Annotated in this window: 20 protein-coding genes; 7 read left to right on the top strand and 13 right to left on the bottom strand. The window is 72.0% G+C overall.

Going from position 1 to position 22834, the window contains the following annotated elements; genetic code table 11:
• Window positions 1-86: 86 nt before the first annotated feature.
• Together ACGFZW_RS05305 and ACGFZW_RS05300 are read left to right on the top strand one after the other, a co-directional pair.
• Entirely contained in the window at window positions 87-1058 is a 972-nt protein-coding gene (locus ACGFZW_RS05305; protein ID WP_393891826.1) for a multicopper oxidase domain-containing protein, read from the top strand.
• 208 nt (window positions 1059-1266) lie between these two features.
• Window positions 1267-2082, top strand: a complete 816-nt coding sequence (locus ACGFZW_RS05300) for an SAM-dependent methyltransferase (protein ID WP_393891673.1) — start codon at window positions 1267-1269, stop codon at window positions 2080-2082.
• Between the two features lie 138 nt (window positions 2083-2220).
• On the opposite strand, the gene ACGFZW_RS05295 is transcribed toward ACGFZW_RS05300, so the two are convergent.
• Together ACGFZW_RS05295 and ACGFZW_RS05290 are read right to left on the bottom strand one after the other, a co-directional pair.
• On the bottom strand, window positions 2221-3129 hold the full coding sequence (locus ACGFZW_RS05295) for a helix-turn-helix domain-containing protein (RefSeq protein WP_393891672.1): 909 nt from the start codon (window positions 3127-3129) through the stop codon (window positions 2221-2223).
• Between the two features lie 91 nt (window positions 3130-3220).
• Window positions 3221-3463 carry a DUF397 domain-containing protein gene (locus ACGFZW_RS05290; protein ID WP_393891671.1) on the bottom strand — a complete coding sequence of 81 codons (243 nt, stop codon included), beginning with the start codon at window positions 3461-3463 and terminating at the stop codon, window positions 3221-3223.
• A 195-nt stretch (window positions 3464-3658) separates the two neighbouring features.
• Between ACGFZW_RS05290 and ACGFZW_RS05285 the strand changes: the two genes are divergently transcribed.
• Window positions 3659-4153, top strand: a complete 495-nt coding sequence (locus tag ACGFZW_RS05285) for an ATP-binding protein (protein WP_393891670.1) — start codon at window positions 3659-3661, stop codon at window positions 4151-4153.
• A gap of 248 nt (window positions 4154-4401) precedes the next feature.
• On the opposite strand, the gene ACGFZW_RS05280 is transcribed toward ACGFZW_RS05285, so the two are convergent.
• From ACGFZW_RS05280 to ACGFZW_RS05265, 4 genes are all read right to left on the bottom strand, one after another.
• Window positions 4402-4833 (bottom strand): VOC family protein, encoded by a 432-nt coding sequence (locus ACGFZW_RS05280; RefSeq protein ID WP_393891669.1) that lies wholly within the window; start codon window positions 4831-4833, stop codon window positions 4402-4404.
• Window positions 4834-5190: 357 nt separating this feature from the next.
• Window positions 5191-6198 (bottom strand): methylmalonyl Co-A mutase-associated GTPase MeaB, encoded by a 1008-nt coding sequence (gene meaB, locus ACGFZW_RS05275; protein ID WP_393891668.1) that lies wholly within the window; start codon window positions 6196-6198, stop codon window positions 5191-5193.
• A gap of 13 nt (window positions 6199-6211) precedes the next feature.
• Window positions 6212-8455, bottom strand: coding sequence for a methylmalonyl-CoA mutase (gene scpA, locus ACGFZW_RS05270; protein ID WP_393891667.1), 2244 nt, complete (start codon window positions 8453-8455; stop codon window positions 6212-6214).
• Window positions 8455-10353: a methylmalonyl-CoA mutase family protein gene (locus ACGFZW_RS05265; protein ID WP_393891666.1), complete on the bottom strand. Its 1899-nt coding sequence runs from the start codon at window positions 10351-10353 to the stop codon at window positions 8455-8457. The genes scpA and ACGFZW_RS05265 overlap by 1 nt, the downstream gene beginning before the upstream one ends.
• Before the next feature lie 562 nt (window positions 10354-10915).
• On the opposite strand from ACGFZW_RS05265, the gene ACGFZW_RS05260 reads away from it, so the two are divergent.
• Window positions 10916-12199, top strand: a complete 1284-nt coding sequence (locus ACGFZW_RS05260) for a DUF4185 domain-containing protein (protein WP_393891665.1) — start codon at window positions 10916-10918, stop codon at window positions 12197-12199.
• Between the two features lie 53 nt (window positions 12200-12252).
• Here the strand turns inward: ACGFZW_RS05260 and ACGFZW_RS05255 are convergent, their stop codons facing one another.
• The 7 genes from ACGFZW_RS05255 to ACGFZW_RS05225 form a co-directional block, all read right to left on the bottom strand.
• Window positions 12253-12666, bottom strand: coding sequence for a DUF1992 domain-containing protein (locus ACGFZW_RS05255; protein WP_393891664.1), 414 nt, complete (start codon window positions 12664-12666; stop codon window positions 12253-12255).
• 180 nt (window positions 12667-12846) lie between these two features.
• The gene (locus ACGFZW_RS05250) at window positions 12847-13419 is read right to left on the bottom strand and encodes a hypothetical protein (protein WP_393891663.1); all 573 of its coding nucleotides are present in this window, start codon (window positions 13417-13419) and stop codon (window positions 12847-12849) included.
• Entirely contained in the window at window positions 13416-15041 is a 1626-nt protein-coding gene (locus ACGFZW_RS05245) for an ATP-binding protein (RefSeq protein ID WP_393891825.1), read from the bottom strand. Before ACGFZW_RS05245 ends, ACGFZW_RS05250 begins: the two co-directional genes overlap by 4 nt.
• 17 nt (window positions 15042-15058) lie before the next feature.
• Window positions 15059-15763 carry a response regulator gene (locus tag ACGFZW_RS05240; RefSeq protein ID WP_393891662.1) on the bottom strand — a complete coding sequence of 235 codons (705 nt, stop codon included), beginning with the start codon at window positions 15761-15763 and terminating at the stop codon, window positions 15059-15061.
• Window positions 15764-15868: 105 nt separating this feature from the next.
• The gene (locus tag ACGFZW_RS05235; RefSeq protein ID WP_393891661.1) at window positions 15869-16282 is read right to left on the bottom strand and encodes an SsgA family sporulation/cell division regulator; all 414 of its coding nucleotides are present in this window, start codon (window positions 16280-16282) and stop codon (window positions 15869-15871) included.
• Window positions 16283-16494: 212 nt separating this feature from the next.
• The gene (locus tag ACGFZW_RS05230) at window positions 16495-18036 is read right to left on the bottom strand and encodes a PH domain-containing protein (RefSeq protein WP_393891660.1); all 1542 of its coding nucleotides are present in this window, start codon (window positions 18034-18036) and stop codon (window positions 16495-16497) included.
• Window positions 18033-18551 (bottom strand): PH domain-containing protein, encoded by a 519-nt coding sequence (locus tag ACGFZW_RS05225; protein ID WP_393891659.1) that lies wholly within the window; start codon window positions 18549-18551, stop codon window positions 18033-18035. Before ACGFZW_RS05225 ends, ACGFZW_RS05230 begins: the two co-directional genes overlap by 4 nt.
• Window positions 18552-18860: 309 nt before the next feature.
• On the opposite strand from ACGFZW_RS05225, the gene ACGFZW_RS05220 reads away from it, so the two are divergent.
• The 3 genes from ACGFZW_RS05220 to ACGFZW_RS05210 all read left to right on the top strand — a co-directional run bounded on the left by ACGFZW_RS05220 (window position 18861) and on the right by ACGFZW_RS05210 (window position 22786).
• Window positions 18861-19463 carry a TetR/AcrR family transcriptional regulator gene (locus ACGFZW_RS05220; protein WP_393891658.1) on the top strand — a complete coding sequence of 201 codons (603 nt, stop codon included), beginning with the start codon at window positions 18861-18863 and terminating at the stop codon, window positions 19461-19463.
• 324 nt (window positions 19464-19787) lie between these two features.
• The gene (locus ACGFZW_RS05215) at window positions 19788-21419 is read left to right on the top strand and encodes a zf-HC2 domain-containing protein (RefSeq protein ID WP_393891657.1); all 1632 of its coding nucleotides are present in this window, start codon (window positions 19788-19790) and stop codon (window positions 21417-21419) included.
• Window positions 21420-21628: 209 nt separating this feature from the next.
• The gene (locus ACGFZW_RS05210; RefSeq protein ID WP_393891656.1) at window positions 21629-22786 is read left to right on the top strand and encodes a WD40/YVTN/BNR-like repeat-containing protein; all 1158 of its coding nucleotides are present in this window, start codon (window positions 21629-21631) and stop codon (window positions 22784-22786) included.
• Window positions 22787-22834 lie beyond the last annotated feature (48 nt).

Here is a 22834-nt window from a genome sequence, read left to right as displayed (position 1 = left end):
ATCCCTCGCCCCTCGCACCCCTGTGCCGCGCACTCGCCGATGGGAGCACGATGACCGAGGCAGCCGAAGCCACCCCGCCGCCCGCCCTGCCGAGACGACTCTTCAACCGCCGCTTCCTGGCCGGCGGCGCCGCCGTGGCGGCACTCGGCCCCACCGCCGCGGCCGCAGGGCCCGCCCCTGGTGCGGCTGCCGCCGACACGCGAGCCGCAGCCGCGGGCACGGTGAAGCACATGAAGCTGTACGCCGAGAAGCTGCCTGACGGTAAGCGCGGCTACGGCCTGGAGAAGGGCAAGGCGTCGGTACCCGGCCCGCTGATCGAGCTCGACGAGGGCGACACCCTGCACATCGAGTTCGAGAACACCATGGAGGTCGAGACCGGCCTGCACGTCCACGGCCTCGACTACGACCTGGCGAACGACGGCACCAAGATGAGCCACAGCACCGTCGAGCCGGGCGGCACCCGCACCTACACCTGGCGTACCCACGCTCCGGGAAGGCGCAAGGACGGCAGCTGGCGGCCGGGCAGCGCGGGCTACTGGCACTACCACGACCACGCAGTGGGCACCGAGCACGGCACGGGAGGTATCCGTGCGGGGATGTACGGGCCGGTCGTGGTGCGCCGCACCGGAGACATCCGGCCGGACAAGCAGTTCACCATCGTCTTCAACGACATGACGATCAACAACCTGAAGGCCGGTCCGGACTTCAAGGCGACCGTGGGTGAACGTGTCGAGATCATCATGATCACGCACGGCGAGTATTACCACACCTTCCATGTGCACGGTCACCGCTGGGCGGACAACCGCACCGGACTCCTCCAGGGCCCCGACGACCCCAGCCGGATCATCGACAACAAGATCACCGGCCCGGCCGACTCCTTCGGCTTCCAGATCGTCGCGGGGGAGGGCGTCGGCGCCGGCGCCTGGATGTACCACTGCCATGTGCAGAGCCATTCGGACATGGGGATGGCCGGTCGCCTTCTGATCGCCGAGCTCGATGGGTCGATTCCCGGCCATGATGGTCACGAGAACCACGCGTCCCACCACGGCACCGGCTGAACGCCCCTTATTGGAGCGGATGTTCGACCGTCGCGACGAAGTCGGCGCGAGGGCCGCCGAACCGAGCAAATGACTGTGCCGCTCGCCTGCAACAACCGCCATTCGGTGGGTATGTTGGGGGCTGCACCGGAGGAGCCGCAGCCCCCGTCGTGGCGCGGCAGGCGGCTGCCTCAAGGCGGTGGATGTCGAAGCGACGGGAAAGTGTCGAATGAGCCAGGAAACCCAACCGCAGTCCAGCACCGTCGACGTCAGCGTCCCGAGCGTGGCGCGGATGTACGACTACTACCTCGGCGGCAAGGACAACTACGCGGTTGACCGCGAGGCCTGCGAAGAGCTCAACAAGGTGGTGCCGAGCACCCAGGTGCTCGCCATCAACAACCGGCGATTCCTGCAACGCGTGGTGCGCTGGCTGGCTCGCGAGCACGGCATCCGGCAGTTCATCGACCACGGATCAGGTCTGCCGACCCAGGACAATGTCCACCAGGTGGCGCAGGAGATCGACCCGCAGTCCCGCGTGGTGTACGTCGACAACGACCCCATCGTGCTGGCGCACGGCCGCGCGCTGCTGGAGGAGAACGACAACACCGCGGTCATCCAGGCCGATATGCGGGACACCGACGACATCTTCGGCAGCTCCGAGGTCCAGCGGCTGATCGACTTCGACAAGCCCGTCGCCGCGCTGTTCGTCTCGGTCCTGCACTGCATCTCCGACGCCGACGACCCGGCGGGCCTCATCAAGCGTGTTGCCGACCGGCTCGCCCCCGGGAGCTTCCTGGTGGTGTGTCAGCTGGTCAGCGAGGACGCGGCGACCCGCGACTTCGTCACGGAGTTCATGCGCGTCAGCACCGAGGGCCGGTGGGGCCGGGTGCGCCAGGCGCACGAGCTGGCGAGCTTCCTCGACGGTCTGGAGATCGTGGAGCCGGGCCTGGTGGAGGTCTCCACCTGGCGTCCGGACGCGGACCTCGGGCCCAAGCAGGCCACCAAGGAGTGGATCGAATTCGGCGGCGTCGCCCGCAAGTCGTAGCGATCCCGACGGCGGAGCGGGACGAAAGAGCGCGCGAAGAAGGAGAGGCGGGCCCCCGAGGGGGCCCGCCCCTCCTGCGTCCCGCGATGTCTTTCCGTGCTCTTCCCGCCCGCACCGCGCTGCTTACCGGCGCGCGGCTCAGGCGTCCTGCTTCAGGAGTCGCTCCAGCATCGCCATCGACTCGCGGGGCGACTCGGCCTGGGCGCTGAGCCGGTCCATCACGGCGAGATAGTGATCGACGTCGTCCCGCTTGTCCAGGTAGAGCGCGCTGGTCAGCTGCTCCAGATAGACGATGTCCGGCAGATCCGGCTCCAGGAACCGCAGGATGGTGATCGGCCCGCCGGCGGCAGCGAGGCCGCCGAGGCTGAACGGGGCGATCTGCAGAGTGACGTTGGGCAGCTCCGCCATCGCCATCAGATGCCGCAGCTGTCCCTCCATCACCTCCGGGCCGCCCAGCGGTCGACGCAGTGACGCCTCGTCGATCACGGCCCACACCCGGGGCGCGTCGGGGATGGTCAGCAGGGCCTGCCGCTGGACGCGCAGCGCGACCCGGCGCTCGATCTCCTCCGCGGAGGCGCGCGGATGACCGAGCTTGGTCACCGCACGGGCGTAGTCCTCGGTCTGCAACAGGCCCGGTACGAACTGAACTTCATACGTACGGATGACGGAGGCGGCCTCTTCGAGACCGATGTGGGTCTCGAACCACGTGGGCAGCACGTCTCCGTACTGGTGCCACCAGCCGGGGGTGCTGGTCCGGCGGGCGAGCGTGAGGAAGACCTCGCGGTCGCTCTCGTCCGTGACGTTGTAGAGCGTCAGCAGGTCGGCGACATCCCGCTCCTTGCAGCCCACCCGTCCCAGTTCGAGACGGCTGATCTTCGCGTGGGAGCCACGGATGGCGTCACCGGCGGCCTCGCGGGTGATGCCGGCCGATTCACGCAGCCTGCGCAGCTGCGTGCCCAGCACGATGCGCAGGACGGTCGGGCCGCCCCGCGGGTGCTCAAGGTAGCGGCGCAGAGACGGTTCGCTGCTCGGCTGCGCGGCGATCATGCAGACTCCCCTGAGTGGTCGGGCGAACGCCCAGTGTCCCATCGCCCGGTGCGTACGTACAGCCGTGCTGACTATCCGGTCGACATATGCGTCAGTCGCGTGGGATGAGGTCGTCGAAGTCGCCGTCCTTGGCGCCCTGGACGAAGGCCGCCATCTCATCGCGCGTGTAGATCAGAGCCGGCCCCGAAGCGAACCGCGAGTTACGCACCGCGACCCCGCCGTCCGAAAGAACGGCCAGCTCAACGCAGTTGCCGCTGGGGTTGCTGCGGCGGCTCTTGCGCCACACGGCGCGCTCGATGCTGGTCGCCTGCATGCCGTTGGTCACCGGCTTCATAACAGCTTCTCCTTGCTGGAGGACGGTCCTCCGCCCCTGTTTCGAGCTCGCGATCACGGTGGCGTGAACAAGCCCCTGTGCGACCGTCCTTACCGATGTAATTGCAGATGCACTTGCAGCGGGGGACGACTGACGAGGATATTAGCCCTCCAGGGCAATCCCGCCCAGCCCCGAATGCCCTTCGCGGAGATCGTGATGACGACACATCCGGCAGAGACCGTGCACGACGCCCTTCGGGAGGAACCGTGTGAGGACGCCTGGTGGATGCCGGGCCCCGACGGCTTCGCCGCCTGCGCCTTGAGCAGTTCCGCCCGCACCGTGGCTGAGGCCCGCCGCTTCACCCGGGCGACGCTCGAAGGCTGGAGACTGTGCTCCTCGGTCGCCGAGGACGCGGCCCTGGTCGTCTCCGAACTCGTCAGCAACGCCCTGCGGTACGGCGCCGGCGGGGGCGGCAAAGAGCCGGCCGCGGTCTGTCCGGCCTGGCTCGCGCTGACGCGGCAGGACGGCACCGTGCTGTGTGCGGTCTCGGACGCCGGCACCACCGCACCGGTCGTCAAGGTGCCCGACCATCTCGCCGAGTCGGGCCGCGGTCTGCACATCGTCGATCAGCTGAGCGATGCCTGGGGCTGGACACCGCCTGACCGGTCGGGGAAGACGGTGTGGGCCACCGTGTCCTCGGTCCGCGTCTGACGCTTGGTGGTCAAATGAAGTGCTGAGCAAGGGCGTTGGTGCCTGTGTGCGCCGATGGCGGGGGCGCTGTCGTGGCGGGAATGAATGACGGAAGGTCCCGCGACCGAGGACATGTCCGCCCGCACCCGCGCGGCGCTGGGGCTCGCCAGGGTCCAGGAACAATCATCCGGAGCGGCCCGGGCCCCATCCGTCTCACCCTCCACGAGGCGGAGCCGTCGGGGTGACCGGGCCATCCTGTCGCTACGCCCCTAGGGGCGGACGTAGGGACGGGTCAGGATCTCCATGTTGTGGCCGTCCGGGTCGGCGAAGTAGGCGCCGCGACCGCCGAACAGGCGGTTGATCTGCCCCGGTTCGGTGTGGCGGGGATCGGCGCAGTAGGTGACACCGACGGCTTCCAGGCGGGCGATCATGTGGTCGAACTGTTCGTCGGGCACGAGGAACGCGTAGTGCTGCGACTGGATCGGCTCGTCACGCTTCTCGTAGTAGTCGAGTGTCACGCCGTTGCCGAGATCGACGGGCAGGAACGGCCCGAAGGGCGCCCCGACCGGCAACCCCAGGATGGCGGCAAGGAACTCGGCCGACAGCTGCCGGTCCCTGGCGTGGACGACGGTGTGGTTCAACTGCACGCCGGTCGTGGGGAGTTCGGACTGGGGCAGGCGGTCATACGGTTCATTCGGCATGTGTGGTGTCTCTCCGGGTCTCGGGATCCGCTGGGAAGGGCGCCGTCGTGGCGCCGGGCAGAAGGACTCGGAAAGAGGGGCGGGGCTCTTGCCCGCCGCGCGCTCACGCCGGGGCCGGGAACCTCACTCGTGCGTGGCTCATGGCCGACCCGGTAGTCACCCGAGCGACTGTAGTGAGCGGTACGGGCGGCGGCAACGCCATTTCGCTCCGGGCCGGGGGGGGCACCGGCGTCGGCGATACGCGCGGGGATTACCGACACCGGCGCCCCTCAGCGGCAATGCGCCTCCGTGGTGGGACAGAAAAGGCGCGGCGGCCGAAGTCCTCGGCTGCCGCGCCACGTTGTCGGAAGATGCCGCCTAGGCTCCGTCCGGTGCGGCATCCGGCAGCCCGAAGGCGGACAGGAGTTGCTCGGCGGCGAGTGTCGCGGTGATCCGGCCTTCGCGGACCTCGTCCTCGATTCCGGGGCCCACGCGGCGTACCTCCGGGTGGTCCTGGAGGCGGTCGATCAGACGCTCGCGGACCATTGACCAGGTCCAGTCGACCTGTTGCCCGCGACGGCGCTCGGCGAGCGCGCCGGTGGACTCCAGCAGCGTGCGATGCTGCTCGATCCGCTCCCACAGCGCCTTCAGACCGGTGCCCTCACGGGCGCTACAGGTCAGGACGGGCGGCGTCCACGCGGCGTCCGGCGGCTGCAACAGCCGCAGGGCGCCGGATAGTTCACGGGCCGCCGACCGTGCGTCCCGTTCGTGCGGGCCGTCCGCCTTGTTGACCGACACGAGGTCCGCCAGCTCCAGCACGCCCTTCTTGATGCCCTGCAACTGGTCGCCCGTGCGGGCCAGGGTCAGCAGCAGGAAGGTGTCGACCATGTTGGCGACGGTGGTCTCGGACTGCCCCACGCCCACCGTCTCGACCAGGACGACGTCGTAACCCGCGGCCTCCATCACCACGATGGATTCGCGGGTCGCCCGTGCCACCCCGCCCAGCGTCCCGGACGTGGGCGAGGGGCGGACGAACGCCGCAGGGTCGGTCGCCAGCCGCTCCATCCGGGTCTTGTCGCCCAGGATGGAGCCGCCGGTACGGCTGGACGACGGGTCGACGGCGAGCACCGCCACCCGGTGCCCAAGACCGGTCAGCAGCGAGCCCAGCGCGTCGATGAACGTCGACTTGCCGACACCGGGCACACCGCTGATGCCCACCCGGCGAGCCGCACCGGAGTGCGGCAGCAGCTCGACCAACAGCCGCTGAGCCGCCGCCCGGTGATCGGCGCGGGTGGACTCCACCAGGGTGACGGCGCGGGCGATCCAGGCCCTGGAGCCCGCGCGCACACCCTCGGCGTAGCGTTCGACATCGATCCTCGCAGGCATCAAAGGCACCGGCTCACAGTTCGTGGCCGAGGACCGACGCCAGGTCCTTCACCAGATCGTGGGCGGCATCGGGGATGACCGTGCCGGGCGGGAAGACCGCGGCGGCGCCCATGTCGCGCAGGGTCTGCACGTCCTGCGGCGGGATCACCCCGCCGACCACGACGGTGATGTCCTCGCGGTCTTCCGCGGCCAGCGCCTCGCGCAGCGCGGGCACCAGCGTCAGATGACCGGCCGCGAGGGAGGACACTCCCACGATGTGCACGTCCGCCTCCACCGCCTGGCGGGCCACCTCGGCCGGCGTCTGGAACAGCGGGCCGACATCGACGTCGAAGCCCAGGTCGGCGAAGGCCGTGGCGATCACCTTCTGGCCGCGGTCGTGGCCGTCCTGGCCCATCTTGGCCACCAGGATGCGCGGCCTGCGCCCCTCGGCGCGCTCGAACTCGGTCACCAGTGCCCGGGTGCGCTCCACACCGGAGGACGGGCCCGCTTCGTCTCGGTACACACCGGAGATCGTACGGATCTGGCCGGAGTGCCGCCCGTACACCGACTCCAGTGCGTCCGAGATCTCACCGACGGTCGCCATCGCGCGGGCCGCGTCCACGGCCAGGGCGAGGAGATTGCCCTCCAGGCCCTCGCCCGGTCCCGACTTCGCCGCCTCGGTCAGCGCCCGCAGCGCGTCCTGGCAGGCACTCTCGTCGCGCTCGGCGCGCAGCCGCTTCAGCTTCTCGACCTGCTGCGTGCGCACCGAGGAGTTGTCCACCTTGAGGACGTCGATCTCCTCGTCGGTCTCCACGCGGTACTTGTTGACGCCGATCAGTGCCTGGCGTCCGGAGTCGATCCGGGCCTGGGTGCGGGCCGCGGCCTCCTCGACGCGCAGCTTCGGGATGCCCGCGTCGATCGCCTTGGCCATGCCGCCGGCCGCCTCGACCTCCTCGATGTGCTGCCAGGCCCGCTGCGCCAGATCGTGGGTGAGCTTCTCCACGTACGCGCTGCCGCCCCATGGGTCGATGACCCGGCAGGTGCCCGACTCCTGCTGGAGGAACAGCTGGGTGTTGCGGGCGATGCGTGCGGAGAAGTCGGTGGGCAGGGCCAGCGCCTCGTCGAGGGCGTTGGTGTGCAGCGACTGGGTGTGGCCCTGGGTGGCGGCCATCGCCTCGACGCAGGTACGGGTGACGTTGTTGAACACGTCCTGCGCGGTCAGCGACCAGCCGGAGGTCTGCGAATGGGTGCGCAGCGAAAGGGACTTGGGGTTCTTCGGCTCGAACTGCTGCACAAGGCGCGCCCACAGCAGCCGGGCGGCGCGCAGCTTGGCGATCTCCATGAAGAAGTTCATGCCGATCGCCCAGAAGAAGGACAGCCGCGGTGCGAAGGAGTCCACGTCCATGCCGGCCGCCCTGCCGGCGCGCAGGTACTCCACCCCGTCGGCGAGGGTGTACGCCAGCTCAAGGTCGGCTGTCGCGCCCGCCTCCTGGATGTGATATCCGGAGATCGAGATGGAGTTGTAGCGCGGCATCTTCTGCGAGGTGTACGCGAAGATGTCGGAGATGATCCGCATCGAGGGCTGCGGAGGGTAGATGTAGGTGTTGCGGACCATGAACTCCTTGAGGATGTCGTTCTGGATGGTCCCGGCCAGCTTCTCGGGCGGTACGCCCTGCTCCTCCGCCGCCACGATGTAGAGCGCGAGCACGGGCAGCACCGCGCCGTTCATCGTCATCGACACGGTCATCTTGTCGAGCGGGATGCCCTCGAAGAGCTGACGCATGTCGTAGATCGAGTCGATCGCCACGCCCGCCATACCGACATCGCCGGTCACCCGGGGGTGGTCGCTGTCGTAGCCGCGGTGCGTGGGCAGGTCGAAGGCGACCGAGAGGCCCTTCTGGCCGGCCGCCAGGTTGCGGCGGTAGAAGGCGTTGGACTCCTCGGCGGTGGAGAAGCCGGCGTACTGCCGGATGGTCCACGGCTGGTTGACGTACATCGTCGGGTACGGGCCGCGCAGATACGGGGTGATTCCCGGGTAGGTGCCCAGGAAGTCCACGTCCGCCAGATCCGCCTCGGTGTAGAGCGGCTTGACGTCGATGCCCTCCGGCGTCTCCCACGTCAGGTCCTCGATGCCCTTGCCGGTGGCCTCCTCGACGGCCGCCGCCCACTTCCCGGCGTCGCCCGCGCCCGCGGCGCCGGCAGTGCCATCGGCCGCGCCCGCCAGCTCGACCGTGCTGAAGTCCGGGATGGCGCCCGCCTGTTGCGTCGCGTCGTCCATCACGCCACCTCCATGACATCCAGGGCCGAGGACAGCACCTCGACCGCGTCGCAGCCCGCGAAGACGAAGGAGTCCACACCGGCCTCTACGAATTCCTCCCGGCGCTCGCCCGGCTTGCCCGCCAGGTGCACCCGCAGCGCTCCCGCCGACTTCAGCGCGGCTGCCACCGCGCCGGCCTGCTCGGCGTACACCGCGTCACTCGAACACACGCACGCGATGCCCGCGCCGCTGCGCCGGAACGCCTCCGCCACCGACTCCGCGTCGACCGAGGCGGGCTCCTGCACCGTCTCGATGCCGCCCGCCTGGAAGAGGTTGGCGGCGAATGCCACCCGCGCGGTGTGCACCGCGGCCGGTCCCAGGGCGGCGAGGAAGATCTTCGGGCGGGCGCCGGTGGCCGCCAGATGCGCGTCCGACCGGGCCCGCAGGTTCTCGTACGCGTCGTCCCTGCGCACCCGAGGCAGTCCGCCGCCCACCGGAGCGGGGGCGGGTTCGCGGTGCACCGCGGGTTCGGCGAGGTGCGGGAACTCGCTGACTCCGGTGATCGGTTCGCGACGGCGGGCGAGCTTCTCGGAGCGCTGCTGCCAGGTGCGCGCCAGACGCTCGGCGACCATCCCGGAACGCAGCGCCGCGGCCTGCCCGCCCGCGCCCTCGATCTCCTGGAAGAACGACCAGGCGGCGCCGGCCAGTTCGTCGGTGAGGCTCTCCACGTACCAGGAGCCGCCTGCCGGGTCGATCACCTTCGACAGGTGCGACTCCTCCAGCAGTACGGACTGGGTGTTCCGGGCGATGCGGCGCGCGAACGCGTCGGAGACGCCCAGCGCAGAGTCGAACGGCAGCACCGTCACCGCGTCCGCGCCGCCGACGCCGGCGGACAGTCCGGCCACCGTCGTGCGCAGCATGTTCACCCACGGGTCCCGACGGGTCATCATCACCGTGGAGGTGACCGCGTGCTGGCGCTGCGCGGAGGCGTCGGGCGACGCGCCGCACACCTCGGCCACCCGCGCCCACAGTCGGCGGGCCGCGCGGAGCTTGGCGATCGTCAGGAACTGGTCGGCCGTGGCGGCGTAGCGGAACTCCAGCTGCCGGCAGGCCGTGTCGATGTCCATGCCGGCCGCGGTCAGCTCCCGCAGGTAGGCGACACCGGTGGCCAGCGAGGCGCCGAGCTCCTCGGCCGTCGAGCCACCGGCCTCGTGGTACGGCAGCGCGTCCACGGCCAGGGTCCGCACGCCCGGCGCGTCCGCGGCGCAGCGCGCGGCCAGCCTGGCGGCCGCGTCGAGGTGGGTGCGCAGGGCGCTGTCGTCGCCCGTGCGGGCCAGCAGGCCCAGCGGGTCGGCGCCGAGATTGCCGGACGCCGCGCCGAGGGGCACACCCGCCGCGGTGTAGAGGCGCAGCAACTCCCCGGCGGCAGCCTCGAAGTCGGCGCCGGCGTCCAGTACGACGGCGGCCAGGTCCAGGTAGACGCCCTGCAGCGCCTCGGACAGCCCCGCGACCGGCACGCCGCCGTCCCCGGCGGTCAGCCAGAGGGACGTGACGCCGTTCTCCAGATCGGCGAGGACGGTTTCGTTGGCACGGCGCGCGTCGGTGTGCTCGTGGCGCTGGCGTACGTCCCAGCCGGCCACGGAGGTGCCCTCCGGGCGGCCGGCCCGTACGAACGGCGGGAAGCCGGGGAGACCCACGGCGGCCGTCGGCTCGGCGGCACCGGAGGGCTCGGCGGTGTACAGCGGGCGGATGCGGATCCCGTCCTGGAGCTCGGTGGCGAGCGCGTCCTCGGCGGCGTCGCCCGCGGCATCGGTGACGCCCGATTTGCGCAGCACGCCTTCGACGAGGCGCTGCCACTGTTCTCGGTCCGCGTCCGGGAATGCTGCGGCCAGGGGGAGTTCGGGGGACTCGGCGGTCATGGCAGCAGGCTAGGCGAACGACCGTTAGCTGGAGCAGGGGCTCCAGCTGTGACCTTGCACTCTTTGACCTCGCGCTTGTCCGTATTCGGGTGGACATTCGAGCCGACGGGACCCGGTGGAGTGTTCCCCGCCACTCGCTCGGGTGGCGGCAGACTCGCTCGGGTGGCGGCAGAGAGGCCGCCGCCTGCGGCGCACGCACTCGATATTGGTCGCAAAGGGGGTGAATTGGATATAACGCCCCCTCTGGTCGGTTTGTTGTCGCCCCGATCGCCTGCGGTGCTTGCTGACCGGTTGTATCGGGGTGATCGCAATGGGTTGCCGGTCGGCCCGGTCCTTCAGGGCGCATGAGCGCGGCGGCAGCGGTGTCGACACGGCCCGAAGCCATCCGTGGTGTGCGGGCAGAGGGGTAACGGGCGTGTCCCGCACGGTTGTTGGTTCCCTGTGGGACGGTTGTGCGAGCGCCCGCGGAAGAGGCACCGGCCCGCGCTCGCCGCTCAGCGTGCGTGACCGTCCGGGCCGGCCGGCTCTCCGACCGCGGGCGCGGCACCGACGGAGGAGCGGTATGTCCAGGCCGATGGCCCGCCCGGTGACCGCCGCGCTCCTGACCCTGCTCATGGCAGCCGCCGTGGTGTGGGCCCTGCCGGACGCCGCCCCTGAGCGCGGCCCGGCCTGCACGGGACGCGCGGTGGCGTCCTGGTCGGCGGACGCGGCGCACACCGCCGCATTCTCCCGTTACGGCGACGACAACACCCGGGTCGACGACTGGACCGGCGGCGACGGCACCCACTCCGTACGACTCCCCGACGGCCGGACCCTCTGGCTGTTCTCCGACACCTTCCTCGACCGGGTCCAGCCGCCACCCAACCCCCAGGGGCTGCCGCACCGTTGGCGTACCGCCGATCACGGCGGCACGCCCCTGCTCCGGCACAACTCCGCCGTGCTGATGTCGGCTTCCGGCCGCCTGGAGCGCACCCTGACCGGCGGCAGCGGGGCCGCAGCCGGGCCGTTCTTCCCCGATCCGCCGCGCGGCTGGCGGTGGCCGGTCCGCGCGAGCGTGGAGCCACGCACGCCCGGCGCGCGCGAGAAGGTCGTCCGGGTCCTGCTGTGGAACCGCACCCCGGGATCCGGCCCCTGGGTCTTCGGCGTACCTCGCAGCACCGAGGTCGCCACCCTCTCCCTGCCCGGACTGCGCCTGGAGAGCATCACCGACGCGGTGGACCAGACGTCCGTCCCCGATCCGGGCCGGCGCGTCCTCTACGGCGCGGCGTCGGTACGCGACGGCGCCTGGCACTACGTCCTCGGCAGCGACGACCCGCAGGCATCACCCGCCTCCAGTGCCTATCTCGCCCGGGTCCCGGCCGGGCGGCTCGCCGAGCGCGAAAGCTGGCGCTTCTGGGACGGCACCCACTGGCAACAGCGGGCCGCCCGCGCCGCGCCGGTGCTGCGGGCGGGCGGCCGGCGTGGCGTGGGCAGCTCCTTCACCGTCGTCCGCGACGGCCCGACCTGGGTGCTGTTCACCATGGACACCGGCAGCGGGGGCGCGGCCGGTCTGACCTCCCTCACCAGCTACTGGTCCTGCGCGCCGCAGGGCCCCTGGCACGGTCCGCGGGGCCGCCTCACGCCGCCGCGCCCGTCCGGCGCCGACAGCCCGCATGCGGCCGACGGTGTCGCCGTCTACAACCCGCAGATCCACCCCGAGTTCACGGCCTCGGGCAGGCTCCTGCTCAGCTACGACGTCAACGTGCTCGGCCCGCCCGGCGTGCCGACCGACTCCCGGCTGAACGGCGACGTCGGCCTCTACCGGCCGAGGTTCTTGCGCGTGCGGCTGGGGCCGGCCGGGCCGTGAAGCAGGGCGACTCCGGCTCGGAGCTGTGCCGTCCGGTGGTCGGGCGGTCGCGATCAGCCGGAGCCCTGCTGCCCGTGCCGCTCCCGCCAGGCGCGGGCCACCTCGTCGATGTCGAACGGTGTGAGGTTCAGCGGCGGGCCTTCGAGGGGGGTGCGCAACGCCGCGCGGATCCGTTCGTTGACCGGGGTCAGGATGCGGCGCAGCGCGGTCTCGGTGGGTGCTCGGGACGCCGCTTCCAGCGCGTCCTCGGCCTCCTTGCGCAGGACGAGTGTCGGTGGGAGGTACGAGAGGTTCTCCCGGCTCATCTTGTCCTTGACCCACCACAGCTCGTCGTACGGCCGGTCGAGCTGGGGGAGGGGCTTTCCGGCTCCGGGCAGGTCGGCGAAGTCGCCCCGCTCCGTCGCCTCGCGGATCTGCCTGTCGACCCAGGTCTCGAAGTCGACGCCGGGGGGTTTGCGCTCGGTCATCGCGTGAATCTCCCGAGGTTCAGGGCCGTCCGATCCTCTTGGCCCGCGGGTGCCTGCTTTCACCGTAGCGCGGGGCGCGCGGATTCACGGCCCGGTCCCGGCACTGTGCATGAGCCGGTCACGCGCCACCGTCCCGGCGCCTCGCGGCGGTGGCGGCACGCCTCCGCCCCCGGCCCCCGCTCACCCGGGCCGCGTCTCCGTGGGGGTCGGCTGGACGACGGGGAAGGCGTTGTTGCCGCCGCACACCATGGGGCCGACGCGAACGCCCGCGCCCACGAGCGTCACCGTGACCTGGCCGGGCGGTTTGTCCCCGGGGACCTGGGCGTTGGCCGCCGTGCACACCAACTGATTGAGGGAAGCGGAGTCCAGCAGCTTGGCGTTCATCGGCAGCGTGATCTCGACCGTGCCCTGGCGTGTGCCGGCGGTCAGTCGCCCCGGGAACTTCGGGAGCACGCTGGACAGGCCACGCTGCCGCTCCGCGTGGTTCGGCCCGTCCATCAGCAACCGGATCGCCTCCTCCGGGTCGGCCGGTGCCTTCGCCGGGCGGGTCGCGGAACGCAGCCCGGACAGCCCGTAGAAGAACAACTGGACGTCCGCCTCGGGCTGGCCCGGATCCTTCACACCGACCGCGGGCGCGCCCGCGTCGATGACGTCCGTGGTCGCCACTCCGCAGCCCGACAGCGCGGCCCCCAGCAGCCCGCTGAGCACGATCCGCCGGGCCCGTACGGACGTCAGGGCGTCAAGGACGTTCATCCGTCGCTCTCCTTCCCGGCAGAGGTGCCCGCGGCTTCCCGGCCGCCGCCCACGGAGCTGCCCGCCACCGCGGGGCCGTCACCCGAAGACAAGGCGGCGGGCCCGGTCCCGCTCTCCGCGGCGTCCTCCTGTGCATCGGCTGCTTCAGTGGAGGGTTCGCCGTTTCCCGGGTCGTGGCGCAGCGGCAGTTCCACGGTGAACACCGCACCGCCCTCGGGCGAGTTGGCGGCACGTACCGCCCCGCCGTGCAGTCGGACGTTCTCCAGCGCGATGGCCAGCCCCAGGCCGCTGCCCTCCGAGCGGGCACGCGCGGAGTCCGCCTTGTAGAAGCGGTCGAAGACATGCGGCAGAACCTCGGGATCGATGCCGGGACCGCTGTCACGGATCTCGATGAGAAGCCGGTCCGCACCGGCCTCCGGCGTGCGCAGCAGCACCCGCACCGGCTCGCCACCGTGGTGCAGGGCGTTGCCCACCAGGTTGGCGACCACCACATCCAGCCGGCGCGGGTCCAGCCGCGCCCGTACCCCGTCCGGAAGTTCCGTGGACACCCGCTCCCGCCAGGCCCTGGCCTGCAGTGTCTTACGGATCGTCTCGGCGACGTCCACCTCGTCGAGATGCAGCGAAGCGGCCCCGGCGTCGAAGCGCGAGACCTCCATGAGGTCCTCCACCATCCGCGCCAGCTTGCCGGTCTCCTGGCTGATCAGCCGGACCGCGGAGGCGGTGTCCGGGTCGAGCGAGTCCGCGTCCTCGTCGAGGACATCGGTCACCGCGGACATCGCCGCGAGCGGCGTCCGCAGCTCGTGCGAAACATCCGCCGCGAAGCGCCGGGCGTTGGCCTCCAGCCGCCGCAGCTCCGCCATGCTCTCCTCCAGCCGCGCCGCCATGTCGTTGAACGACCGTGACAGGTCGGCGAGTTCGTCGGCCCCCTTCACCTCAAGACGGGTGTCCAGCTTGCCCTCCGCGAGTCGCCCTGCGGCCTGCCGCAGACCCCGTACGGGACGCAGCACGCCGCGTGCAGCGAACAGCGCGGGGATCACCGCGAGCGCCAGCACCGGCAGCGCCCCCCGCTGTGCCGCGCTCACCAGCGCCTCGACATTGGACTCCTCGGCGTTCAGCGGGAGCTGTGCGTAGACCGACAGGGCCGAGGCGTCGCCGTCGGACTGCCGGACCGGCATCCCGATCAGCAGCCACGGCGCGCCGCCCCGCTCGACCCGCTGAAAGGCCGGGACATGACGCTTCTCGACCGACTCCTTCAGCTCGGCCGGCACCACCACGTCCCGCCGCAGGCCGCCGCCGCTGTCCGACACGCCGCTGTAGTGGACGGAGATGTCCCAGTCCCTGGACTTGCCCGAGCGCTCCAGCTGGACCCGGAAGAAGTCCAGATCCGGCTGCGACGGCGGTACCGGCAGCTCGGGCGCGAGCGAATTGATCTGCTCCCGCAGATCGTTGACGGCGATGTCCTGGGAGCGTTGAAGGATGGCGTTGCGTGCCTCGCGGTAGGTCAGCCCCGCGGTGGTCAGCGCACTGACGGCCGCCACCAGCAAAAAGGCGACCACGAGCCGCGCCCGCAGCCCCCGCAGGAACTGGGGGCCGCCCCGCCGCAGACGGGGGAGGGCCGGCACCAGGCGGCCGACGTGGCTCACAGCGGTCCGAAGCGGTAGCCGAAGCCGCGCACGGTCTGGACGTACCGGGGGCTGCGCGGTGTGTCCTCTATCTTCGTGCGCAGCCGCATCACACACGCGTCCACCAGCCGGGCATCGCCGTGGTAGCTGTGCTCCCAGACGTGTTCGAGGAGCTGCTGGCGGCTGAATACCTGGCCGGGCGTGGCGGACAGGAACAGCAGCAGCTTCATCTCCGAAGGGGCCAGTGCCAGGTCCTGGCCCGCCTTGGTGACGACCAGGCCGGCCCGGTCGACGGCCAGTTCACCGTAGGTCTCGACCGGGGCCGGCCCCGGCTCGGTGGCCGGACCGCCGTCGGCGGGCAGCGCGGTGCGGCGCAGCACCGCGCGGATCCGCGCTTCGAGGACCTCGCCGCGGGCGGGCTTGACGATGTAGTCGTCGGCGCCGGCCTCCAGGCCGAGCACCACATCGAGGTCGTCACCGCGCGCGGTGAGCATGATGATCGGCAGCTGCCGGTCGGCGCGGATCAGCCGGCAGATCTCGAAGCCGTCCTTGCCGGGCAGCATCAGGTCCAGGAGGACGATGTCGGGGCGGAAGCCCGGCAGGACCTCCATCCCCTCCTCGCCGCTGGCAGCGGCAGCCACGTCATGGCCGCGCCGGCGCAGCGCCAGGCTCACTCCGTCGCGTACGGCAGCGTCGTCCTCGATCAGAAGTACCCGTGGCATGGGAACAAGTATCGGAGAGATACATGATGGATCCGTAACAGGGGTGGAATGCCCGGACTGCGGGCAGTTGCCCGGAGGTGCGCTTCCGTGGCACACCGTGCCCGGTCACGCCGCGCCGAAGAGTTCCGCCAGGCCGCGGTCCACATCGAGCTGCATCTGCTCGGATCCCTCGGGCACGGCCTCGTAGGAACGGGCCAGGAAGCGCCGGATGTCCGCCGTGCGCATCTGGACCATGGCGACGCCTTCCTCGGCGTGGAACTCCATCACGGTGCGCTCCTGGCCGGCCGGCCGTACCCGCACATCGCCCCGCCCGGCCGGCCCTCTCAGCCCCTCGGCGAGCAACTCGCGGGCGAACGCCCAGTTCACCGCGGCCCCGTCCAGGGAGATCTCCGGCGGGAAGGACATCCGCACCGCGAGCGGATCGGCCGGCTCGTACCGCAGCACCGCGGGCACCGCGTGCGGGCCTGGCGCGGTCGCGATGAGACGGACCTGGACGGCTTGGTCGATAGCACTGGGCATCGCGGCTGCTCCCTCACGGCTGTCGGGTCTTGGGCGTGGCTCGTCCAGTAGGACGCAGTGCCCGCTCTCGCCGTGCACGCGACAGGGGTGTGATCTATGTCATGAAAGGAATCGTCGGCCCGATCCGGGGTAACGCCCCCGGCCGGCCGACGGCTGAAGCCCTCCGTCGGCCGGTCCCGGATGCCCTCGCCGGGCACGGTCGGCGACTTCGGTCACGGCGTGGGGTGCTCCAGGAACTCCTCGATGATTCCCGGGGTGGCGGCAGCCGCGAAGGCCGGTGCCTCGGTGGCCGAGAGGTCAGGGACGCGGTAGCCGTCCTCGCCCGCCGCGACCGCCGCGGTGAGCGAGACGAGTCCGGCCCGGCGGGTGGCGGGCGAGGTGGTGAACGTCCACGCCACGACGGCCTTGCGCTCAAGGGCGAGGGTGTCCCGGCTGAAGGTGCCGGAGCGGGTCACCAGGAAGCCGCCGCGTATCCCGTGGCCCAGATTGCGGTATGCGTCCTGGGCCAGCCACAGTGCGAGCGGTGTGCTGAGCGCCGCGTAGATCCATGCGCAGTGCAGAAGTACGGGGGTGAACGCCACCCCTGCCCCCGCGAACAGGGCCGTGCCGGGCAGCACCGCGTACAGCACGCCGCGCACCCGGCGTCGGCGGAGCGCGATGCGCGGGTGCGGCGTCAACGGGGCCGGCGACATCAACTCCGTGTCGGGGGCGGGCATGCACAGGGCGCCGCGCGCCACACGCAGTGCCTGTGGCCGGGGCGCGGGCGGCAGCAGCACGCTGCGTCGGCGGTTCTCCTCACGGTTGCCGAGGCCACCCGCCACGGCGCGGACCGTCGCTCCACCACCGGCTCGCAGCAGCAGTGGTTCGCGGAGCAGCACCCCGCGCAGCCGGTCCTGCTCGATGGTGACCGAGCGGGTGGTGAACAGGCCCCGCTGCACCCGGAGTGTGCGGGCGTCGGCCCACTCCAGGCGGTAGTTCCACCAGTTCTCGATGTAGAGGGCGACCGCGCCGACCGAACCGAGTGCGAGGACGCCGAGCAGCGCTGCGGGAAGGGTCAGCCACAGCATGCCGGCGCCGAATTCGCTGAATGCCCGCTGGACGAAGCCGAATTTCCACGGCTCGATACCCATTCCGTCGAGCGCGCGGTAGAGCGAGCCGACCGCGACGAACACGCCACCGACGACCCAGAAGGTCAGCGGCGCGTACCGCAGCCAGCGTCGGCTGATACGGGCCAGTACCGGATCCGTTGTGTCCGCCCCCGCGTCGGCACGCGCGAGCAACTCTGTTTGCAGGAGCCGTGCTTGATGGCAAGTCAGGGAATCGAGACGCAGCTCGCCGCCGGCGGCGCCGGAGCCGGCGGTGCCGGCTCGCAGTACGGTCACGCCCAGCAGGCGGTGCAGCGGGGAGGCTGTCAGGTCGACGCTGCGGATGCGCTGGAGCGGCACGCTGCGCAGCCGTCGGGTCAGCAGCCCGGTGCGGACCTCGAAGGACTCAGGGGTCACGCGGAAGGTCGTGCGGCCCCAGCGCACCAGGCCGATCGCGGTGATCACGGCGAACGACGCGGCGATGGCGGCCAGGCTGATCCAGGCCCTCGCGCTGATCCGCCCGCCGGTCGCCAGGGCCGTCAGGGCCAGTGAGCCGAGCGGTGCGACCATCCAGCCGCAGTGCACCAGGAGCGTGCGCGGGTCCAGCCGTCGCCACTGCGGCGTGCCGGGGGGAGCGGTGAGGTCGGAGGTCTCCGCCGGGGCGCTCATGCCGCGTCACCCGGCGCGTCCTGGGCGGCTTCGCCGATCCGCCGGGCCAGTTCCTCGGCGTCGGCGTCGCAGAGCCCGGCGATCTTTATGTCGCCCGCGGTGGAGGCGGTGGTGACGGTGACGGTCGCCAAGCCGTAGCGCCGCTGCACGGGGCCGCGCAGGGTGTCGACGGTCTGCACCCGCGACAGCGGCGCGATCCGCCGCTTCTGCCAGAACCAGCCCCCGGCCGCGTAGACCGCGCGGTCGCCAAGCTCCCACGCGTGCACCGCGTACCGCCGACGCGGCATGACGGCGGCGTACCAGACCGCCGGCAGCACGAGGGTGATCAGCAGCAGCGGGCCGAGCCAGGGCATCGCGCCGGGGAAGAAGAGCAGGCTCAGGACGGCCAGAGCGAGCGCCGTCAGCAGCATCGGGCCGCTGAGCGTCAGCAGCGCCTGGACGGTCCACCAGCGGCGGGCGCGCGGGTCGACGCGGTGGCGGGGTGGGCGCAGACGCGGGGCGGCGCACTCGGTCATCAGGGATCACTCCGGGTTTCAAGTCAACTGTATTGAGTCCCGTACGCTATAACGATACGAGTGACTTGTAAAAGGGGTCGCCGTGGCGGTGTGGTGGGTGCGGTGGGTCAGAGGTGAGTCAAGGGCGAGTCGGACCGATTCGGGTACGGCGCGCCCTACGAGCTCGGATGCGACTCCCGCAGGCGACTTCGCGCGAACGCCCGGACGGCAGCTGCACGAGGCGGTGCGCTGTCCGCCGCGGCAGCGCCACGGCGGCGGCACGACAGCGGGACGGCGCCCTCAACGGCGCCATCAGAGGAAGGGACCGGTGTGCCCAAGAAGGTGGATCACGAAGCCAGGCGGCAGGAGATCTCCGAGGCGCTCTGGCGCATCGCGAGCACCCGGGGCCTGGACGGGGCGAGCCTGCGCGACGTCGCCGCCGAGGCCGGCATCTCCCTCGGCCGGCTGCAGCACTACTTCGGCAGCAAGGACGAGATGCTCCGCTTCGCCCTCCGCCACATCAACCAGCTGGCCGAGCGGCGCATCCGCGAGGGCATCGAGAAGCTGCCGGAGGAGCCGTCGCCCCGTACGGTGCTGCGCGCCTGCCTGGCGGGCATGCTGCCGCTGGACGGGAAGAGCCGGATCGGCGCGCTGGTCGGCGCCGCCTACTTCGCCCGTGCCGTGCACGACGAGTCACTCCGGGCCGAGGCCAGGGAGGGCACCCCCAAGCTGCGCGCCTTCTTCGCCGACCAGCTGCGCCGGGCCGCGGACCGCGGCGAACTCCCGCCGGAGCGGGCCACCGAGGACGAGGCGATGCTGCTGATCAGCGTGACCGACGGCCTCGCCACGTACGTCCTGCTGGACGTACACGGCCCCGAGCAGGCGCTGCGGCTGCTGGACCGGCATCTGGAAAACCTCTTCGGGAGCGCCTGACCGGAGCGAGCGCAAGCCGCGGCTGATTGCGCGGCTCCTGCTTGCGCTTCCTCCGGTGCGTCTCCCGCTGCCTTGCGTGCGTCTGGCGCGCGGGACGACCTCGTGGGCGGTGCGCCCAACGGAATATGGCCGAAGATCGACCCCGGTTCCGCCGTCGCTCCGTTGCGCCGCATGCCTCCGTGACCTCCGTCACGAAACTTTGAGCCAACGTCGCGTCCTCCTTACTCTTGCCCTTCAAGCCATGCCCCCGCCGCGCCGCGACCGACCGCCGGGCAGTCGCGGAGCCGCTGCCGGGGTGCGCACTACGTCAGGGGCCGTACCTCCATGTCAGATGACTTCGCGATGTCCGAGGAGTCGGCGGTGGACGCCTACACCGCGCTCCACGCGCGGGAGTACCCGCACCTGATCGGCTACGCCCGGCTCCGGACCGCCGACCCCGCCCTCGCCGCCGACCTCGTCGCCGAGGCGCACTTCCACGTCTGGCAGCGGATCCACGGCGGCGCCCGGATCGAAGACATCCGCGCGTATCTGCGGACCACCATTCGCGACCTCGCGGCGACGGCGGAGGCGGACCCCGCACGCCGGATCCCGCGCGACCCGCAGGACGACCCGCGCGCCGGCACCCGTGCGTCCGCGGAGGGCGCCGAGGCGTCGGAGCCCGGCGGCTACGTCGATCTGCTCGCCCGGATCCTGAACCAGCTGCCCCAGCGCTGGGTGCAGGCCCTGTGGCTCGCCGAGGCCGAGAACCAGTCGCCCGGCGCGATCGCCAAGACGGTGGGCGGCAAGGAAGACACCGCGGCCGTGCTGCTCAACCGGGCCCGGGGTGGTCTGCGGCAGGCGTTCCTGAGCGAGATACCCGGCGCTCCCGAGGATCCGCTGTGCTTCGCATACCGGGAGCGGATGCCCGCAGTCATCCGGGGCGAGGCCACCGGCGACCAGGTGCGCGAGGTCGAAGGCCATCTGCCGCACTGCCCGGACTGCCAGGACCGGATGGCCCTGCTGACCCGCTCCGACGACCGGCTGTCCGCGCTGATCGGCCCCGCGCTGCTGACCTTCCTGGCGGGCGACTCCGCGACGTTCCTGCGCCCGCTGGTCGGCGTCGGCGCCGCCGGCACCGGGGCGAACACCGGTTCGCCCGAGCCGACGCCCTCGCCGATGCGGCGTCTCCTGCGCGGCCGGGTGGGCATGACCGGGCCGGTCGCCGCGACGGCGGCGGGTGTGGCCGCGGCCGCGGTCGCCGGGGCGGCTGTCGCCGCCGGGTTCGTACTGGCCGGCGACGACTCCGCGGCGGCCCCGCACCAGGTCGAGGCGGCCTCGCGGACCACGGGCGGTACGTCGGAGCAGAGCCTGCCGCAGGGCGGTGCGCCGACCGAGGAGGCACCCTCCGGGACCGGCGGAGCGAGCAGCACGAGCCCCGCCGCCGGATCGACCGCGCCGTCGAGCAGCGGGATCCCGGCTCCGGGGACAACCGGTGCGTCCACGCCCGGTCAGCCGGTGCCGCCGCGCACGGCCGCTTCGATATCCGCGCCGCCCTCGTCTTCGCTGCCGGGCACGGGGCCCGCGTCCGGGACCCCGGCACCGAGCATGTCCGCGCCGCCGACCACCGGTTCCCCGACTCCCGGCACGCCCACCCCGCCACCGACCACGGGTTCGCCGACGCAGCCCTCGGGCCCGCCGCCCTCCAGCCCGGCGCCTTCGAGTCCTGCACCTTCCAGCCCGGCCCCCTCCAGCCCCGGGCCTGCCAGCCCGCCGCCTTCCAGCCCCGGCACCGGGCCCCCCTCGCCGACGGCCGAGCCGAGCAGCGGATCGCCTTCGTCCTCGACGACCGCGCCCGGCACGACTCCGCCCCCGTCGGACAGCTCCGCCCCCTCCTCCGAGCCGGGCACCAGCTCCGCCTCCGCGCAGCCGACTGAGCCCACGCCCACCCCGACGGAGCGCGAACACCGGGACCGGTGACGGCCCGTCGCGCCCTGGACGGGGCCCTCGTGCTGGGCTAGCTTCCAGCGCAACGAGGCCCGGAGGTTCCTGAGGCCCGTGGGGATCACGATCGGGGTGGGGCGCGGATGCTGCGTTCGGAACGCAGGTCGTACGGCGGGCACGGCACAGCCCGCGCAGGTAGGGGCACGGGCACGGCGCCGGGGCGGGGACCCCGCAGCGGGCGTCCGGTGCGCCGGATCGCTTCGGCGGTCGTCGGCGCCGCGCTACTCGGCACGATCACCGCAGCCGCAGGACCGGTGGCCGCCGCACAGCCGACCGTCGCCGACCGGCCGCCATCGGCGTCCTTGGCGGAGAAGTCCGCTGCGCAGGCGAAGTCGCCGGCGTCGGCCACCACGCCCCGGCCCGATGCCCCGCACGTCGGCTGGCGGCTCAAGGACAGCGGCAGCAGCGCCCGTTTCCGCGGCCTCGCGGCCGTCAGCAGATCGACGGCCTGGGTGGCCGGCACCCACGGCACCGTTCTCCGGACGCACGACGGCGGGCGGCGGTGGAGCGATGTCTCGCCGCCGGGCGCGGGTGCGCTGGAGTTCCGCGACGTCGAGGCGTTCGATGCGCGCCGTGCGGTGGTTCTCGCGATCGGCGAGGGGGACGCCTCACGCGTCCTGCGCACCGACGACGGCGGTGCCACCTGGAGCGAGAGCTTCCGCAACACCGACCCACGGGCCTTCTACGACTGCCTGACGTTCTTCGACCGGCGGCACGGCATCGCACTGAGCGATCCGGTCGACGGCAGGTACCGCATCCTGTCGACCGGCGACGGGGGCCGCAGTTGGCGCGTGCTGCCGTCGGACGGGATGCCGCAGGCACAGCCGGGCGAGGCCGCGTTCGCCGCCAGTGGCCAGTGCCTGGTCTCCTCCGGCAGCCACGACGCCTGGATCGCGACGGGCGGCGCGGCGACCGCCCGTGTGCTGCACACCGCCGATCGCGGGCGCACCTGGACGGTCACCGACGCCCCCGTCCCGGCCGGTGACCCGGCCCGTGGGGTCTTCGCGCTCGCCTTCCGCGACCGCGCCCACGGCCTCGCGGTCGGTGGCGATTACCGCCCCGGCACACCGTCGCCCCAGGCCGCCGCGGTCAGTGCCGACGGCGGTGCCACCTGGACCGGCGCGGCCCGGCCGCCGAGCGCGTACCGCTCCGGAGTGTCCTGGCTCCCGCATTCGCGGCACATCGCCTTCGCCGTGGGACCGACCGGCAGCGAGGTGACGTTCGATGCGGGCCGCACCTGGCGGGCCTTCGACAACGGCTCGTACGACACCGTCGACTGCGCCCCGGACCTCGGCTGCTGGGCCGCCGGGGAAAGCGGACGCATCGCACGCCTCGCGCACTGAGGACGCCCGGGCGGGCGTCGAGGCCGGCGAAGGGACATCACCGGCAGG

The organism is Streptomyces sp. NPDC048248 (assembly GCF_043201875.1).
Taxonomy (GTDB): domain Bacteria; phylum Actinomycetota; class Actinomycetes; order Streptomycetales; family Streptomycetaceae; genus Streptomyces.
The sequence above is the reverse complement of the archived record's forward strand: the minus strand, read 5'-3'. Positions and strand labels throughout refer to the sequence as shown.

Coding starts and splice junctions, on each gene's coding strand:
- ACGFZW_RS05215 (WP_393891657.1), top strand. CDS start 19,788: ATGTCAGATGACTTCGCGATGTCCGAGGAGTCGGCGGTGGACGCCTAC.
- scpA (WP_393891667.1), bottom strand. CDS start 8,455: ATGGACGACGCGACGCAACAGGCGGGCGCCATCCCGGACTTCAGCACG.
- ACGFZW_RS05225 (WP_393891659.1), bottom strand. CDS start 18,551: ATGACCGAGTGCGCCGCCCCGCGTCTGCGCCCACCCCGCCACCGCGTC.
- ACGFZW_RS05295 (WP_393891672.1), bottom strand. CDS start 3,129: ATGATCGCCGCGCAGCCGAGCAGCGAACCGTCTCTGCGCCGCTACCTT.
- ACGFZW_RS05300 (WP_393891673.1), top strand. CDS start 1,267: ATGAGCCAGGAAACCCAACCGCAGTCCAGCACCGTCGACGTCAGCGTC.
- ACGFZW_RS05230 (WP_393891660.1), bottom strand. CDS start 18,036: ATGAGCGCCCCGGCGGAGACCTCCGACCTCACCGCTCCCCCCGGCACG.
- ACGFZW_RS05290 (WP_393891671.1), bottom strand. CDS start 3,463: ATGAAGCCGGTGACCAACGGCATGCAGGCGACCAGCATCGAGCGCGCC.
- ACGFZW_RS05250 (WP_393891663.1), bottom strand. CDS start 13,419: ATGAACGTCCTTGACGCCCTGACGTCCGTACGGGCCCGGCGGATCGTG.
- ACGFZW_RS05285 (WP_393891670.1), top strand. CDS start 3,659: ATGACGACACATCCGGCAGAGACCGTGCACGACGCCCTTCGGGAGGAA.
- ACGFZW_RS05240 (WP_393891662.1), bottom strand. CDS start 15,763: ATGCCACGGGTACTTCTGATCGAGGACGACGCTGCCGTACGCGACGGA.
- ACGFZW_RS05235 (WP_393891661.1), bottom strand. CDS start 16,282: ATGCCCAGTGCTATCGACCAAGCCGTCCAGGTCCGTCTCATCGCGACC.
- meaB (WP_393891668.1), bottom strand. CDS start 6,198: ATGCCTGCGAGGATCGATGTCGAACGCTACGCCGAGGGTGTGCGCGCG.
- ACGFZW_RS05255 (WP_393891664.1), bottom strand. CDS start 12,666: ATGACCGAGCGCAAACCCCCCGGCGTCGACTTCGAGACCTGGGTCGAC.
- ACGFZW_RS05280 (WP_393891669.1), bottom strand. CDS start 4,833: ATGCCGAATGAACCGTATGACCGCCTGCCCCAGTCCGAACTCCCCACG.
- ACGFZW_RS05260 (WP_393891665.1), top strand. CDS start 10,916: ATGTCCAGGCCGATGGCCCGCCCGGTGACCGCCGCGCTCCTGACCCTG.
- ACGFZW_RS05265 (WP_393891666.1), bottom strand. CDS start 10,353: ATGACCGCCGAGTCCCCCGAACTCCCCCTGGCCGCAGCATTCCCGGAC.